Origin of the sequence: Variovorax sp. YR266, assembly GCF_900107295.1 — a bacterium.
GTDB lineage: Bacteria > Pseudomonadota > Gammaproteobacteria > Burkholderiales > Burkholderiaceae_C > Variovorax.
Genome location: NZ_FNPM01000009.1, coordinates 310,581 through 324,549, shown reverse-complemented (window position 1 = coordinate 324,549; position 13,969 = coordinate 310,581). Strand labels below are relative to the sequence as shown.

Sequence of the window (13,969 nt, the reverse complement as noted above, 5' to 3'; positions counted from 1 at the left end):
GTTGCATATGCAATAGTTGCACATACAATAATATCCCATGGACACCCCCACCAAGCCACGCGGCTGCACCAGCTTCAAGGTGCGCCAGCTTTCGCGCCGTCTTTCGCAGTTCTACGACGCCGAGGTGTCGAAGAGCGGCTTGAAGACTACGCAGTACTCGCTGCTGTCGAACCTCGCGCGGCTCGGCCCTTCGCGGCCGGTCGACCTGGCGGGCGAACTCAAGATGACCGCTTCGACCCTGAGCCGCAACCTGCAGCCGCTGATCGTCGCAGGCCTGGTTGCGCAGACCGCCGGCGCCGATGCGCGCAGCCGGCTGGTGCATGTCACGCCCGAGGGCGAAGAAAAACGGCGCGAGGCGCTGGCCCACTGGAAGACCGCGCAGCAAAAGCTCAATGCGCTGCTGGGTGTGGAGCGCGTGCTGGCGCTGCACCTGCTGATCGACGAGTCGATGGAACTGCTGGGCGCCGAAGACGTGCCCGACGGCGACGACTGACCCGCCTCCAACCGCTTTCCCGACCCCATCCCATCACGCGTTCCGTCGCGCGCGGCTCCCGTTTTTTCTTCTCCTCCACATCTCATTCCAACAGCAGAGGTCCCATGTTCGCCACCCCCGTTTCCGCATGGCTCCAGCGCCGCGGCATCCACTACGGATGGATCGTCGCCGCCATCACCTTCCTGACCATGCTGACCATGTCGGCCGCGCTGGGCCTGCCGGGCGCCATGCTGCAGCCGCTGGGCAAGGAGTTCGGCTGGAGCACCGAGCAGATTTCGTCGGCGCTTGCGCTGCGCTTCGCGCTGTTCGGCCTCATGGGCCCATTCGCCGCGGTGCTGATGGAACGCTACGGCCTGCGCGCGGTGATCTGCACCGGCCTGGCGCTCGTAGGCATGGGCATGGCGCTGGTCACCATGGCCTCGCAGCTGTGGCAGCTGTTCGTGCTGTGGAGCCTGATGCTGGGCCTGGGCACCGGCATGACGGCGCTGGTGCTCGGCGCGGTGGTGGCGAACCGGTGGTTCGTCGCGCGGCGCGGGCTGGTGATCGGCATGCTCACTGCGAGTTCGGCGACCGGGCAGCTGGCCTTCCTGCCGTTCGCGGCCTGGATGATCGAACACTGGGGCTGGCGCTCGGCCATCGTGCCGATCGTGATCGGCAGCATCCTCATCGGCGTGCTGGCGCTGTGCCTCATGCGCAACCGGCCTTCGGACATCGGCCTGCTGCCTTACGGCGAACTGCCCGGCACGCAGCCGGCAGCGCCCGCCGCAGCAGCGCCGGCGATGAATTTCGCCACGCCGTTCCGCGTGCTGAAGGAGGTGTCGACCAACCGCACCTTCTGGATCCTGGCCGGCACCTTCTTCATCTGCGGACTGAGCACCAACGGACTCGTGCAGACGCACTTCATCTCGCTGTGCGGCGACAACGGCATGGGCGCGGTGCCCGCTGCCTCGGTGCTCGCGATGATGGGCGCCTTCGACTTCGTCGGCACCATCCTCTCGGGCTGGCTGTCGGACCGCTATGACAACCGCAAGCTGCTGTTCTGGTACTACGGCCTGCGCGGGCTGTCGCTGTTCTGGCTGCCGCATTCGGAATTCACCATCTACGGCCTGGGCATCTTCGCGATGTTCTACGGCCTCGACTGGATCGCTACCGTGCCGCCGACCGTCAAGCTCGCGGGCGCCGCCTTCGGCCCCGCCAAGGTGGGCCTGGTGTTCGGCTGGGTCTTTGCCGCGCACCAGCTGGGCGCCGCCACGGCTGCCTACGGCGCCGGCTTTGCTCGCACGCTGCTGCTGACCTACACACCGGCGCTCTACGCGGCTGGCGCGGCCTGCCTGGTGGCGGCGCTGATCGTGATGATGATCCGCCGCCCGGCGGCGAAGGCCGGCTCGCCGGTCACGCCTTCCGCCGCGGCCCGTGCCTGAACGCACCAAGGTTCCCGCCATGACCGCTCCAAACAGCGCCACTGAACTCGACCCGCGCACGCGCCGCCTGCTCGAAGCCCCCATCGTTCCCACGCTGCTGCGCCTTGCTGCACCCAACGTGCTGGTGATGGTGGCGCAGGCCTCTGTCGGCCTCATCGAAACCTACTTCGTCGGCAAGCTCGGCACCAATGCGCTCGCGGGCATGGCACTGGTGTTCCCCATCGTCATGCTGATGCAGATGACATCGAGCGGCGCGATGGGAGGCGGCATCGCTTCGTCGATCGCCCGTGCGCTCGGCGCACGCCGCCGCGCCGATGCCGACGCGCTGGTGTGGCACGCCATCGTCATCGCACTGGGCTTCGGCCTGTGCTTCACGCTGGCGCTGCTGCTGGGCGGGCGCTGGTTGTACGGAATCATGGGCGGCACCGGGCCCGCGCTCGACGCGGCGCTCACGTACTCGAACTGGGTGTTCGCGGGCGCGACGCTGGTGTGGCTCTTCAACTCGCTCTCGGCCATCATCCGCGGCACCGGCAACATGTCGGTGCCGGCCAACGTGACGGTGGTGGGCGTGGTGTTCCTCATTCCGGCGTCGCCGCTGCTGATCTTCGGCGTCGGGCCGCTGCCGGGCATGGGCATCGCGGGCGGCGCGATGGCGCTGCTGCTGTACTACCTGCTGGGCTCCATCGCGCTCATCGTCTACCTGCGCTCGCCGCGCAGTTTGCTGCGGCCCACGCTGGCCGCGCTCAAGCTGCGCTGGCCGCTGTTCCGCGACATCCTGCGCATCGGGCTGGTGGGCGCGGTGTCGACGGTGGCGACCAACCTGTCGATCGGCATTGCCACTGCGCTGACGGGGCACTTCGGTTCGGGCGCGCTGGCTGGCTACGGCACGGCCTCGCGGCTCGAATACCTGCTGGTGCCCCTGGTGTTCGGGCTGGGCGCGCCGCTGGTGGCGATGGTCGGCACCTGCATGGGCGCCGGGCAGCGCGAGCGTGCGCTGCGTGCCACCTGGGCCGGCGCGGCGCTGGCTTTTGCGCTGACCGAGACCATCGGCATTGCGGCCGCGCTGTTCCCGCGCCCATGGCTGCTGCTGTTCGGCAACGACCCGGCCATGCTCGAAACCGGCGCGCACTACCTGCGCGTGGTGGGGCCGCTGTATGGCTTCTTCGGTGTCGGGCTGGTGCTGTATTTCGCGTCGCAGGGCGCGGGGCGGCTGCTGTGGCCGGTGCTGGGCAACATCGCGCGCCTGGCGGTTGCCGGCACGGGCGGCTGGCTGGCGCTGCGCTGGGGCGGCGGGCTCACCGGCGTGTTCGCGGCGCAGGGCGTGGCACTCGTGGTGTACGGCATCGTGATCGCATCGGCCATCGCGGGCGGCGCCTGGTTCGGCCGCGTGGGCTGGCCGCGCACCACCAGCGGCCTGCTGCGGCGCGTGGCGCAGGCTTGAGAACAGTTTTCAACGATTTCCATCAACGAAAGACTCATCATGAAAATCAAGGACTCCGTGGTCTTCATCACTGGCGCCAATCGCGGCCTCGGTCTCGCCTTTGCGAAGGCAGCGCTGGCAGCAGGCGCACGCAAGGTCTATGGCGCGGCGCGCGACCCCAAGAGCGTCACCTTGCCCGGCGTGACGCCGGTGGCGCTCGATGTGACGCAGCCCGCGCAGATCGAAGCGGCCGTGCGTGCCTGCGGCGACGTCACGCTGCTCGTCAACAACGCGGGCATCTCGCGCGGCTCCAGCTTCCTCGGCTCGCCCGATGCGCTGGCTGCAGCTCGCGCCGAATTCGAAACCAACTTCTTCGGCCCCTGGGCGCTGACGCAGGCCTTCGCGCCCGTGCTCGCGGCCAACGGCGGCGGAGGTGTGATCAACGTGCTGTCGGCCCTGAGCTGGACCACCTTCCCGAGCGTGGCGACCTACAGCGCAACCAAGTCGGCGGCCTGGTCGCTGAGCAACGGCCTGCGCAACGAACTGGCCGGGCAGGGCACGCAGGTCACGAGCCTGCACGTGGGCTACATGGACACCGACATGGCAGCGCACGTGCAGGGCGACAAGTCCTCGCCGGACGACGTGGCGCGCCAGGCGCTGGCGGGCATTGAGGCGGGGCGGCCCGAGGTGCTGGCGGACGAAGTCTCGCGGCAGCTCAAGCAGACCCTGTCGAGCGCGACGCCGCCCTATGCGGGTTCCGCAACCTGAACGAAAAACCCGGGCAAGCGGCCCGGGTCTTCATCAATAGCGATAGGGGTTGTTGGGCCGGCGGTCGTAACGGTTGGGTACACCGTCACCGTCGTTGTCCCGACGGCCACCATGGCGGCGGCGGTCATCCCAGCGGCGGTCGTAGTAGCCGTCGCGGCGATAGCCGGGGCCGTAGTAGTGACGCGGCGGAGGCGGCGGTGCGTAGTAGCGGCGCGGAGGCGGCGGTGCGGGCACGACATACACCTGCGCCTGGATGAAGTTTCCGCTCGCATGGGCCTGGGCCGGAACGGTGAGCGTGGCCAGCGACAGAAGGGCCGCGGCGCCGAATGCAAAAGAAAGCTGTTTCATGTGATCCCCCGGTTGTGGTTGGAAGCCCCATCCTCGCGGCCTTGTGTGAAGTTGGTGTAAGGCTGGAGCGAAATCGGATGAAGAGCTGTAAGCGCCTTGCGCGCAGGACGTAGCAAGGCCAAGACACAATTGTGAATGGAGTTTGCACCGCGGAACATGTCCCGCGGATAGGCCATTGGCCGTATCGGCCGGAAGTTCAGCCGCGCGGGGCGGGCAGCATGCGGCGCAGGGCTTCGAAGAACAGGTCCGACTGCTCGCGCTCGCCCTGGATCTGCGCCGCCACGTGCGCGGCCAGCTTCGCGTTGACCGGCACCAGCGGGCGCCCGGTCGACTGCGCGATCACCTGGTGCAGACAGGCGCGCTCCAGGTAGTAAAGGTCGTCGTAGGCGTGGGCGATGTTGCCGCCGGCCACGATCACGCCGTGGTTCGCGAGAAAGGCCACGTCCTTGCCCGCCATGGCGCGGGCGATGCGTTCACCCTCCGCGTCGTCGAGCGCGAGGCCGTTGTATTCGGCGTCGACGGCGATGCGGTTCATGTAGCGCATGGCGTTCTGGCTCGCGGTCGGGTCCAGCGCGCGGTCGACCGTGATCGTGAGCGCCGTGGCGTACGGCATGTGGCAGTGCAGCACGACCGCATGACCCGTGATGCGATGCACCGCGCCGTGGATGAAGAGGGCTGTGGGCTCCACGCGATGGCGCCCGGCGAGCACCTCGCCATGCACGTCGATCAGCACGATGTCGTCGGGGCCGATCTCGCTCCAGTGCAGCCCGCGCGGGTTGATGAGGTAGCGGTCTTGCGCGCCCGGCAGCATCACGCTGAAGTGGTTGCAGACGCCTTCGGACAGCCCGTGATGGGCGGCGGCGCGCAGGGCCAGGGCGAGGTCTTCGCGCAGCTTGCGGACGGCAGGGCTGGCGTAGGTGGCATCGGCGGACATCGAGGGGCTCTCCATTTTTCTTGTTGCGGAGGAAGGGCGTAGATCAGGCGAGGGTTGTGCCCGTCCAGGCCGCGATGAATTTCTTCGCATCGTCGCGCACCGCCGCGGCTTGCTTGCCGGGCTTGTAGAGCGCTGAGCCGATGCCGAAGCCGGCCGCGCCAGCCGCGCGCCATTCGGCCATGTTCGCGGGCGTGATGCCGCCCACGGGCATCACCGGCGTGCCGGCCGGCAGCACGGCCAATAGCGCCTTCACCACAGCGGGCGAAGCCAGTTCGGCCGGGAACAGCTTGAGCCCGGTGGCACCGGCCGCGAGCGCGCCGAAGGCCTCGGTCGGCGTCATCACGCCCGGCAGGCAGACCATGCCGAGCCGCACGGCTTCGGCGATGACTTCGGCGTTGAAGTTGGGCGAAACGATCAGCTCGCCGCCGGCCGCATGAACCTCGCGCACCTGCTGCGCGCCAAGCACCGTGCCGGCGCCGACCAGCGCCTGCGGAAAGCGCTTGCGCATCAGCGCGATGCTTTCCAGCGGCTGAGGCGAATTGAGCGGCACTTCGAGCAGCCGGAAGCCGGGCTCGACGATGGCGTCGCCGACATCGGCTGCCTCGGCGGGCGTGAGGCCGCGCAGGATCGCCACCAGAGGCAGCTCGCGCATCGCGGCGCCGAATTTGTCGAGGGGTGTGGGGGTGCTCATGCGGGAATTCTGTCGGAATCGAGAAAGCCGGACAGCGCATGCAGCCCGGCCCAGGTGGCTTCGGCCCCCAGCGTGCGCGTGGCGACGCCGGTGGCGCGCAGGGCCAGTGTGTAGCGCTGGGTGAGGGCAGACGAACCGATCAGGATCACCTCGCCGGCCGCCTGCAGCGACTGCGTGCGCAACTCTTCGCCGATCAGCAGGCCCGAGAGGTAGCTCGCGAGTTCTTCCTTCGGCATGCGCTCGAACAGCGCGAGCGTGCGCGTGCCGAAGGCGTTGTGCAGCAGGCCGTGTCCGTTTTCGGAGCGGGTCACGCCCTCGAGGAACGAGGCTTCGTCGAGCGGTGCCGATGCATCGAGCGTGCGCGCCAGGATCGAGTGCTGGCTCAACAGCGCATAGAACTCGCCCGTCATGTAGGTGCGAAAGCCCGCAACGCGGCCCTTTTTTACCGTGGCCCATTTGTTGTGCGTGCCGGGCAGCACGAAGACGCCTTCGCTCAGGCCGGTGAGCTCCATCGCGCCGAAGATCTGCACCTCTTCGCCGCGCATCACGTCGGGCACGCCGGCGTGCTCGTCGCTCAGGCCCGGCACGATCGCGATGCGGGCTCCGGGAATGGCATCGATGTCGATGATCTTGCGGCCCACTTCGACACGGCCCGCAGGGCAGGCGCAGTAGGGCGCTTCCACCCAGCCCTGCTTGCTGCCGGCCATGCCGGAGATCAGGCAGCGCGTGCCCTCAAGGCGCATCCAGTCACCGAACAGCGTCTCGAAGACGGCGGGGAAACCGCCTTCGGGCACCGTGAGGATGCCGCGCGCATCGCTGCGTTCTTCCAGCACCTTGCCGCCGGCATCCAGCAGTGCGCCGCGCAGTGAACTCGTGCCCCAGTCGATTGCTACCAGTCTTGTCATCTCAGTGATTGTCGCGCGGCACGAATGCCCCGCGGCGACCACGCAGGAAGGCCAGGTCAGCCCCTTGGTCAGCCTGCAAAACTGTATCGACGTACAACTTCCAGTAACCAGAGTCGAGCGGCGCCTTCGGTGCCACCCACTTCGCACGGCGCTCGGCCAGTTCTTCGTCGCTCACATGCAGATGCAATTTGCGGTTCGGCACGTCGAGCTCGACGATGTCGCCGTCCTGCACCAGCGCCAGCGGGCCGCCCGCGGCCGCTTCGGGCGCGGTGTGCAGAACCACCGTGCCGTAGGCCGTGCCGCTCATGCGTGCATCGCTGATGCGGACCATGTCGGTGATGCCCTTGCGCAGCACCTTCGGCGGCAGCGGCATGTTGCCCGCTTCGGCCATGCCGGGGTAGCCCTTGGGGCCGCAGTTCTTGAGCACCATGATGCAGTGCTCGTCGATGTCGAGGTTCTCGTCGTCGATGCGCTTGTGCAGGTCTTCGGCGCTTTCGAACACCACCGCGCGGCCCTTGTGCACCAGCAGCTCGGGCGTGGCCGCGCTGGGCTTGATGATGGCGCCGTTGGGCGCGAGGTTGCCGCGCAGCACGCAGATGCCGGCCTTTTCCTTGAAGGGCTCCGCCAGTGTGCGGATGACTTGCGGGCCGTAGTTCTCGGCGTCCTTCACGTTCTCCCACAGGCTCTGGCCGGTGACGGTGAGGATGTCCTTGTGCAGGTGCTCGGCGATTTCCTTGATGACTACCGGCAGGCCGCCTGCGTAGCAGAAGTCTTCCATCAGGTACTGGCCCGAGGGTTGCAGGTTCACGAGGCAGGGCAGATCGGAGGCGAGACGGTCGAAGTCGTCGAGCGAGAGGTCGACACCGATGCGGCCCGCAATGGCCAGCAGGTGGATCACGAGGTTGGTCGAGCCGCCGATGGCCGCGTTGACCTTGATCGCGTTCTCGATGGCCTGGCGCGTGAGGATCTTCGACATGTTCATGTCTTCATGAACCATGTCGACGATGCGCCTGCCCGCCTGGCGTGCCAGCACGTTGCGGCGGCCGTCCACGGCGGGGTAGGCCGCGTTGCCCGGCAGGCCGATGCCCAGCGACTCGACCATGCTGGCCATGGTGCTCGCGGTGCCCATCGTCATGCAGTGGCCGTGGCTGCGATGCATGCAGCTCTCGGCCTCGAAGAATTCCTGCAGCTTGAGTGTGCCGGCGCGCACCTGCTCGCTCATCTGCCACACGCCGGTGCCCGAGCCGAGCTCTTGCCCGCGCCACTTGCCCGAGAGCATCGGGCCGCCCGACACGCCGATGGTCGGCAGGTCGACGCTGGCCGCGCCCATCATGAGCGCGGGCGTGGTCTTGTCGCAGCCCATGAGCAGCACCACGCCGTCGAGCGGATTGCCGCGAATGCTTTCTTCCACGTCCATGCTCGCGAGGTTGCGATACAGCATGGCGGTGGGGCGCAGCAGCGTTTCGCCGAGCGACATCACGGGGAATTCGAGCGGGAAGCCGCCCGCTTCGTACACGCCGATCTTCACCTGCTCCGCGAGCGTGCGGAAGTGCGAATTGCAAGGCGTGAGTTCGCTGAAGGTGTTGCAGATGCCGATGACCGGGCGACCGTCGAACTGGTCGTGCGGCACACCCTTGCCCTTCATCCAGCTGCGGTAGATGAAGCCGTCGCGGTCATGACGGCCGAACCATTGCTGGCTGCGAAGTTCACCGGGTTTTTTCTTTGGGGCGGTGCTCATGAAATGTCTCTCTTTGTTGTCGATGCGTGGGCTCGACCCTCAGGGTTTGTCCTGCCGATCCAGCGTTTCAATCATCATATGATAAGCGTGAACAATGCGCCGGAGCCTTAGTGTTTTCGAGCGGCGAGATACCAGATTTCACATCGCACATGATCAAGAACATCCACGGTCGCACGCTCGAACTCCTCGGTGAAGCCGTGGTGGCGGGGCGCTATGCGATCGGCGCGTCGATCCCCTCCGAGCCCGTGCTCGGCGAGGAACTCGGCGTTAGCCGGACCGTGGTGCGCGAGGCCATCAAGTCGCTGGCGGCCAAGGGCCTGATCGTCACGGGGCCGAAGGTCGGCACGCGCGTGCTGCCCAAGGACAAGTGGAACTGGTTCGATCCCGACGTCATTACCTGGCAGGCGCGCGCGGGGCTCACGCCCGAGTTCCTGCGCGACCTGCAGGACTTGCGCCGCGTGGTGGAGCCGGCGGCAGTAAGGCTCGCGGCCGAACGGGCCACGGCCACCGACATCGAGGAAATAGAAAGCGCCTTCGCGGGCATGAAGGAAGCCGTGGAGAACGGCGGCGACTACGTCACCTTCGACCTGCGCTTTCACAACGGCCTGCTGAGTGCCGCGGGCAACCGCATGCTGTCGCAGATGAGCAAGGTGCTCAACGCGCTGCTGCGCACCAGCTTCGAGATTTCGACCACCAAGCCCGACGGCCCCACGCTTTCGCTGCCGCTGCATCGCGCGGTGCTCGACGCGGTGATCGCGCACGACCCGGCCAGGGCGGAGCTCGCGATCATCCGTCTCATCGACGGCGCGCGCCAGGACATCGAGGACGTGCTGGGCTCGCGCCGACGATTGCCGCGCCTGAGCAGACCACCGCCCAGGCTCAAGGCCAGTTAGCTGGTCGTATCGGCGCCGTCTACGCGTTTGTCCGCAGTTCGCATCCGGTTCTTTCACCCTACGCTCGCGCCCCGAGCAAATTCCACCCAAGAGAAGAAGGAGACACCAACCATGAAACTCGTCAAGTCGCTGATTGCACCGACGCTGGTCGCGCTGGGCCTGCTGTCGGCAGGCCACGCTGCCGCGCAGGAAAAACTCACCGTATGGTGGGTCAAGGGCTTCTACAAGGCGGAGGACGACGCGCTGTTCGCCGCCATCAAGAAGTTCGAGGAGAAGAACAAGAACGTGAAGATCGAACTGTCGCAGTACCCGATCCAGGACATGATCCCCAAGACCGTGTCCGCGCTCGACTCGGGCAGCCCTCCTGATGTGGCGTACGCCGACGTGTACGACTTCCAGGTCACCGGCAAGTGGGCCTACGACGGCAAGCTCGAAGACATCAGCAGCGTGCTCACGCCCATGAAGGACCGCTTCGCGCCCAACACGCTGGAGACCACCTACCTCTACAACGACCAGACCAAGACCAAGGCCTACTACGCCTTCCCGATCAAGCAGCAGACGATGCATATCGAGTATTGGCGCGACATGCTGGCCGAGGCGGGCTTCAAGGAGTCGGACATCCCGACCACCTGGAAGGAGTATTGGTCGTTCTGGTGCGACAAGGTGCAGCCCGCCAGCCGCAAGGAAAGCGGCAAGCGCAACTTCGGCATCGGCATGCCGATGGGCGTTGATTCGAGCGACGCCTTCTATTCGTTCCTGACCTTCATGGACGCCTACAACGTCAAGCTGGTGGACGACAACGGCAAGTTGCTGGTCGACGACCCGAAGGTGCGCACCGGCCTGATCGGCGCCATGACCGACTACACCACGCCCTACACCAAGGGCTGCACGCCGCCTTCTTCCACCAGCTGGAAGGACCCGGACAACAACGTCGCGTTCCACAACAAGACGACCGTGATGACGCACAACGCGACCATCTCCATTGCCGCCAAGTGGCTCGACGATTCGAACAACGCCTCGCTCACGCCCGAGCAGCGTGAGGAAGCGCGCAAGAACTACACCGAGCGCATCCGCACGGCCGGCTTCCCGAGCAAGCCCGACGGCAGCAAGATGGTCTACCGCACGGCCGTGAAGACCGGCGTGGTGTTCAAGGACGCGAAGAACAAGGCCCGTGCCAAGGAGTTCGTCACCTTCCTGCTGCAGGAAGAAAACCTGACGCCGTACGTCGAGGGTTCGCTGGGCCGCTGGTTCCCCGTGACCAAGACCGCGCAGCAGCGTGACTTCTGGAAGGCCGACCCGCACCGCCTGTCGGTCTACAACCAGTACGCCGCCGGCACCGTGACCTTCGAATTCACCAAGAACTACAAGTTCACCGTGCTGAACAACGAGAACGTCTGGGCCAAGGCCATGAGCCGCGTCGTGACCGACAAGGTGCCTGTGGACAAGGCCGTGGACGAGATGATCGCGCGCATCAAGACGGTGGCGGGGCAGTAAGCCGCGCACGCACGGCACCCGTCACAACAGCAGCTGCATGCCATGAGCGCCACTGCCACCGCCGCCGCGTCGACCACACCGGCGCCTGTCGTCAATCTCGGGGCGCGGCATGCGCGCTGGCAGTTCTGGGGCGCGGTCATGGTCGTGCCCTACCTGCTGGTGTTCGTGGTGTTCGTGCTGTACCCGGTGGGCTACGGGCTTTGGCTCGCCCGCCATCCGCAAAGCTACGTGAAGCTGGTCGAAGACCCGATCTTCTTCCGCTCCGTGATCAACACCGCCATCTTCCTGGTCGTGGCGATCAACCTCAAGATGCTCGTGGCGCTGGTGCTCTCGGGCTTCTTCGTAACGTCTCGCTGGTGGATCAAGATCATTTCGGCGATCTTCATCCTCCCGTGGGCGATGCCCTCGATTCCGACCATCCTGTCGATCCGCTTCATGCTGAACCCGGAGTGGGGCGTGATCAACAGCACCATCTTTCGCCTGACCGGCGCCGATGGTCCCAACTGGCTCAACGACCCTGCGCTGGCGCTGAGCTTCGCGATGGTGGTGCACGTGTGGAAGTCGCTGCCGTTCTGGACGCTCATCCTCGTGGCGGGGCGGCTGGCCATTCCCACCGAGCAATATGAAGCGGCTTCGGTCGACGGAGCCTCGTCGTGGCAGAAGTTCCGCTTCGTGAGCTGGCCTGCGCTCAAGACGCTCTACATCACCTCGCTGATCCTCTCGATGATCTGGACGCTGGGCGACTTCAACAGCGTCTATCTGCTCACCGGTGGTGGCCCCGCCGACCTGACGCACGTGCTCGCCACGCTGGGCATCCGCTACCTGCGGCTCGACCAGGTCGACCTGTCGATGGCATCCATCGTGGTGGCCTTGCCACTCGTGCTGCCGCTCGTGTACTTCATGATGAAGAGGCTCTCGAAATGAAGCGCTGGACCCCCAAGGCCGTGGCGACAGAGGCCAAGCTGCTGCTCATCGGCATTCCGGTGCTGCTGTGGACGCTGATCCCGGTCTATCACATGGTGCTGTTCGCGATCTCGTCGAAAGACTCCGCGACCTCGGGCCACCTGTGGCCCAAGAACCCGACGCTGGACAACTTCCGCATCGTGTTCCAGCAGAAGCACTTCTACCTCGACCACTTCTGGCTGCAGCTGTGGAACTCGCTGCTGATCGCGGTGTCGGTCGGCGCGATCACGCTCTTCGTGGCAACCACGGCAGCCTTCGCGATCAGCCGGCTGCGTGTGCGCGGCGGGCGCACGGTGATGAACCTGGCGCTGTTCACGTACTTCATTCCGGCGGCGTTCCTGGCCGTGCCCATGTACAAGACCATGGGCAACTACGGGCTGCTCAACAGCCAGTGGGCGCTCATCCTGGCGATGGTGACCATCGCCTCGCCGTACTGCATCTGGGTGCTGAAGCAGGCGTCGGACAAGCTGCCCTACGAGCTCGACGAAGCCGCGCGCATGGACGGCGCCTCGCCGCTGCAACTGTTCCGCCTCGTGTACCTGCCGCTGATGGTGCCGTCCCTGGTGGCCGTGGGCACGTATTCGCTGCTGCTGGCCTGGAACGAGTACCTCTATGCCTTCCTGCTGCTGTCGAACGACAAGAGCGTGACGCTGGCGGTGGCGCTGGGCAATTTCCTGTCGGCCGATGATTCGCCGTGGGAGCTGCTGATGGCCACCGGCCTCATCTACGCACTGCCGCCCGCGGCCATCTATTACGCATTCAAGCGCTACATGGTCGGCGGCCTGACCGCCGGCGCCGTCAAGAGCTGAACGATTTCAGGGACAACACATGGCATCCGTATCCTTTCGCAATATCGAGAAATCCTTCGGCAAGGTCCAGATCATCAAGGGCCTGGGCTTCGACATCACCGACGGCGAGTTCGTCGTGCTGGTCGGCCCTTCGGGCTGCGGCAAGTCGACGCTGCTGCGCATGCTCGCGGGCCTGGAAGACATCAGCGGCGGCGAGATCGTCATCGACGGCCGCGTGGTCAACGACCTCGAGTCGAAGGACCGCGACATCGCGATGGTGTTCCAGAGCTACGCGCTGTACCCGCACATGACGGTGGGCGAGAACATGGGCTTCAGCCTGCGGCTGCGCAACGCCGAGAAGTCGGTGACCGACGAGCGCGTGGCCAGGGCCGCAAAAATTCTCAACCTCGACGCGCTGCTGGGCCGCTACCCGCGCGAGCTCTCGGGCGGCCAGCGCCAGCGTGTGGCCATGGGCCGCGCCATCGTGCGCGACCCGAAGGTTTTCCTGTTCGACGAGCCGCTGTCGAACCTCGACGCCAAGCTGCGTGTGGCAATGCGCGCCGAGATCAAGGCGCTGCACCAGCGGCTGAAGACCACCACCGTCTACGTGACGCACGACCAGATCGAGGCCATGACCATGGCCGACCGCATCGTCGTGATGCACGACGGCATCGTCGAGCAGATCGGCACCCCGCTGGATTTGTACGACCGGCCCGACAACCTGTTCGTCGCGCAGTTCATCGGCTCGCCGTCGATGAACGTCATCGAAGGCACGGTGCGGCGTTCGGGCGGCGACTGCTGGGTCGAATCGCAGGGCGCGCGCTGGCCGGTTCCCATCGGCACATCGGCGCCAGATGGCCAGCCGGTGCACTACGGCATCCGTCCCGGCGACATGACGCTCGGCGGTGGCTCGCACGGCGTGGAGGCCAGGGTGATCGTGGTCGAGCCCACGGGCGCGGAGACCGAACTGCTGGTGCAGGTCGGCGAAGCCAAGCTGGTGCTCGCAGTGCATGGCCGCGTCGATGCCGGACCCGACGACACGGTGCGGCTGGCCATCGAGGCCGAGAGCGTGCACATGTTCGACCGGCAGACCGGCCGGCGCATGGGCTGAGT

General features: G+C 66.4%; 14 protein-coding genes. 9 read left to right on the top strand and 5 right to left on the bottom strand.

Features of this window, described 5'->3' with window-relative positions; translation table 11 throughout:
- Nucleotides 1-37: 37 nt before the first annotated feature.
- From BLW48_RS24145 to BLW48_RS24130, 4 genes are all read left to right on the top strand, one after another.
- Nucleotides 38-493, top strand: a complete 456-nt coding sequence (locus tag BLW48_RS24145) for a MarR family winged helix-turn-helix transcriptional regulator (RefSeq protein WP_093058264.1) — start codon at nt 38-40, stop codon at nt 491-493.
- 104 nt (nt 494-597) lie between these two features.
- Nucleotides 598-1,914 carry an MFS transporter gene (locus BLW48_RS24140; RefSeq protein ID WP_093058265.1) on the top strand — a complete coding sequence of 439 codons (1,317 nt, stop codon included), beginning with the start codon at nt 598-600 and terminating at the stop codon, nt 1,912-1,914.
- Between the two features lie 19 nt (nt 1,915-1,933).
- Nucleotides 1,934-3,355 carry an MATE family efflux transporter gene (locus tag BLW48_RS24135; protein WP_093177899.1) on the top strand — a complete coding sequence of 474 codons (1,422 nt, stop codon included), beginning with the start codon at nt 1,934-1,936 and terminating at the stop codon, nt 3,353-3,355.
- Nucleotides 3,356-3,394: 39 nt separating this feature from the next.
- Nucleotides 3,395-4,102 (top strand): SDR family oxidoreductase, encoded by a 708-nt coding sequence (locus BLW48_RS24130; RefSeq protein ID WP_093177897.1) that lies wholly within the window; start codon nt 3,395-3,397, stop codon nt 4,100-4,102.
- Between the two features lie 33 nt (nt 4,103-4,135).
- Here the strand turns inward: BLW48_RS24130 and BLW48_RS24125 are convergent, their stop codons facing one another.
- From BLW48_RS24125 to BLW48_RS24105, 5 genes are all read right to left on the bottom strand, one after another.
- Complete coding sequence (locus tag BLW48_RS24125; protein WP_093177896.1) at nt 4,136-4,450, bottom strand: hypothetical protein; 315 nt, start codon at nt 4,448-4,450, stop codon at nt 4,136-4,138.
- 196 nt (nt 4,451-4,646) lie between these two features.
- Nucleotides 4,647-5,399 (bottom strand): aldolase, encoded by a 753-nt coding sequence (locus BLW48_RS24120; RefSeq protein WP_093058269.1) that lies wholly within the window; start codon nt 5,397-5,399, stop codon nt 4,647-4,649.
- Nucleotides 5,400-5,427: 28 nt separating this feature from the next.
- Entirely contained in the window at nt 5,428-6,075 is a 648-nt protein-coding gene (locus tag BLW48_RS24115) for a 2-dehydro-3-deoxy-6-phosphogalactonate aldolase (RefSeq protein ID WP_093177894.1), read from the bottom strand.
- The gene (locus tag BLW48_RS24110; RefSeq protein WP_093177893.1) at nt 6,072-6,980 is read right to left on the bottom strand and encodes a 2-dehydro-3-deoxygalactonokinase; all 909 of its coding nucleotides are present in this window, start codon (nt 6,978-6,980) and stop codon (nt 6,072-6,074) included. Before BLW48_RS24110 ends, BLW48_RS24115 begins: the two co-directional genes overlap by 4 nt.
- A 1-nt stretch (nt 6,981) precedes the next feature.
- Nucleotides 6,982-8,718: an IlvD/Edd family dehydratase gene (locus tag BLW48_RS24105; RefSeq protein WP_093058272.1), complete on the bottom strand. Its 1,737-nt coding sequence runs from the start codon at nt 8,716-8,718 to the stop codon at nt 6,982-6,984.
- Between the two features lie 149 nt (nt 8,719-8,867).
- Between BLW48_RS24105 and BLW48_RS24100 the strand changes: the two genes are divergently transcribed.
- The 5 genes from BLW48_RS24100 to BLW48_RS24080 all read left to right on the top strand — a co-directional run bounded on the left by BLW48_RS24100 (nt 8,868) and on the right by BLW48_RS24080 (nt 13,967).
- Nucleotides 8,868-9,611, top strand: a complete 744-nt coding sequence (locus BLW48_RS24100; protein ID WP_093058273.1) for a FadR/GntR family transcriptional regulator — start codon at nt 8,868-8,870, stop codon at nt 9,609-9,611.
- A 111-nt stretch (nt 9,612-9,722) separates the two neighbouring features.
- Entirely contained in the window at nt 9,723-11,105 is a 1,383-nt protein-coding gene (locus tag BLW48_RS24095) for an ABC transporter substrate-binding protein (protein ID WP_093078812.1), read from the top strand.
- 42 nt (nt 11,106-11,147) lie between these two features.
- A complete protein-coding gene (locus BLW48_RS24090) occupies nt 11,148-12,029 on the top strand; it encodes a carbohydrate ABC transporter permease (protein ID WP_093058275.1) in 882 nt (293 codons plus the stop codon).
- Entirely contained in the window at nt 12,026-12,877 is an 852-nt protein-coding gene (locus BLW48_RS24085) for a carbohydrate ABC transporter permease (protein ID WP_093058276.1), read from the top strand. Before BLW48_RS24090 ends, BLW48_RS24085 begins: the two co-directional genes overlap by 4 nt.
- A 19-nt stretch (nt 12,878-12,896) precedes the next feature.
- Nucleotides 12,897-13,967: an ABC transporter ATP-binding protein gene (locus BLW48_RS24080; RefSeq protein WP_093058277.1), complete on the top strand. Its 1,071-nt coding sequence runs from the start codon at nt 12,897-12,899 to the stop codon at nt 13,965-13,967.
- Nucleotides 13,968-13,969: the final 2 nt, after the last annotated feature.

What these genes read in the sequence shown, in the direction of transcription:
- BLW48_RS24130 (WP_093177897.1), top strand. Translation starts at nt 3,395, where the DNA reads ATGAAAATCAAGGACTCCGTGGTCTTCATCACTGGCGCCAATCGCGGC.
- BLW48_RS24135 (WP_093177899.1), top strand. Translation starts at nt 1,934, where the DNA reads ATGACCGCTCCAAACAGCGCCACTGAACTCGACCCGCGCACGCGCCGC.
- BLW48_RS24125 (WP_093177896.1), bottom strand. Translation starts at nt 4,450, where the DNA reads ATGAAACAGCTTTCTTTTGCATTCGGCGCCGCGGCCCTTCTGTCGCTG.
- BLW48_RS24090 (WP_093058275.1), top strand. Translation starts at nt 11,148, where the DNA reads ATGAGCGCCACTGCCACCGCCGCCGCGTCGACCACACCGGCGCCTGTC.
- BLW48_RS24145 (WP_093058264.1), top strand. Translation starts at nt 38, where the DNA reads ATGGACACCCCCACCAAGCCACGCGGCTGCACCAGCTTCAAGGTGCGC.
- BLW48_RS24095 (WP_093078812.1), top strand. Translation starts at nt 9,723, where the DNA reads ATGAAACTCGTCAAGTCGCTGATTGCACCGACGCTGGTCGCGCTGGGC.
- BLW48_RS24080 (WP_093058277.1), top strand. Translation starts at nt 12,897, where the DNA reads ATGGCATCCGTATCCTTTCGCAATATCGAGAAATCCTTCGGCAAGGTC.
- BLW48_RS24100 (WP_093058273.1), top strand. Translation starts at nt 8,868, where the DNA reads ATGATCAAGAACATCCACGGTCGCACGCTCGAACTCCTCGGTGAAGCC.
- BLW48_RS24085 (WP_093058276.1), top strand. Translation starts at nt 12,026, where the DNA reads ATGAAGCGCTGGACCCCCAAGGCCGTGGCGACAGAGGCCAAGCTGCTG.
- BLW48_RS24120 (WP_093058269.1), bottom strand. Translation starts at nt 5,399, where the DNA reads ATGGAGAGCCCCTCGATGTCCGCCGATGCCACCTACGCCAGCCCTGCC.
- BLW48_RS24140 (WP_093058265.1), top strand. Translation starts at nt 598, where the DNA reads ATGTTCGCCACCCCCGTTTCCGCATGGCTCCAGCGCCGCGGCATCCAC.
- BLW48_RS24115 (WP_093177894.1), bottom strand. Translation starts at nt 6,075, where the DNA reads ATGAGCACCCCCACACCCCTCGACAAATTCGGCGCCGCGATGCGCGAG.
- BLW48_RS24110 (WP_093177893.1), bottom strand. Translation starts at nt 6,980, where the DNA reads ATGACAAGACTGGTAGCAATCGACTGGGGCACGAGTTCACTGCGCGGC.
- BLW48_RS24105 (WP_093058272.1), bottom strand. Translation starts at nt 8,718, where the DNA reads ATGAGCACCGCCCCAAAGAAAAAACCCGGTGAACTTCGCAGCCAGCAA.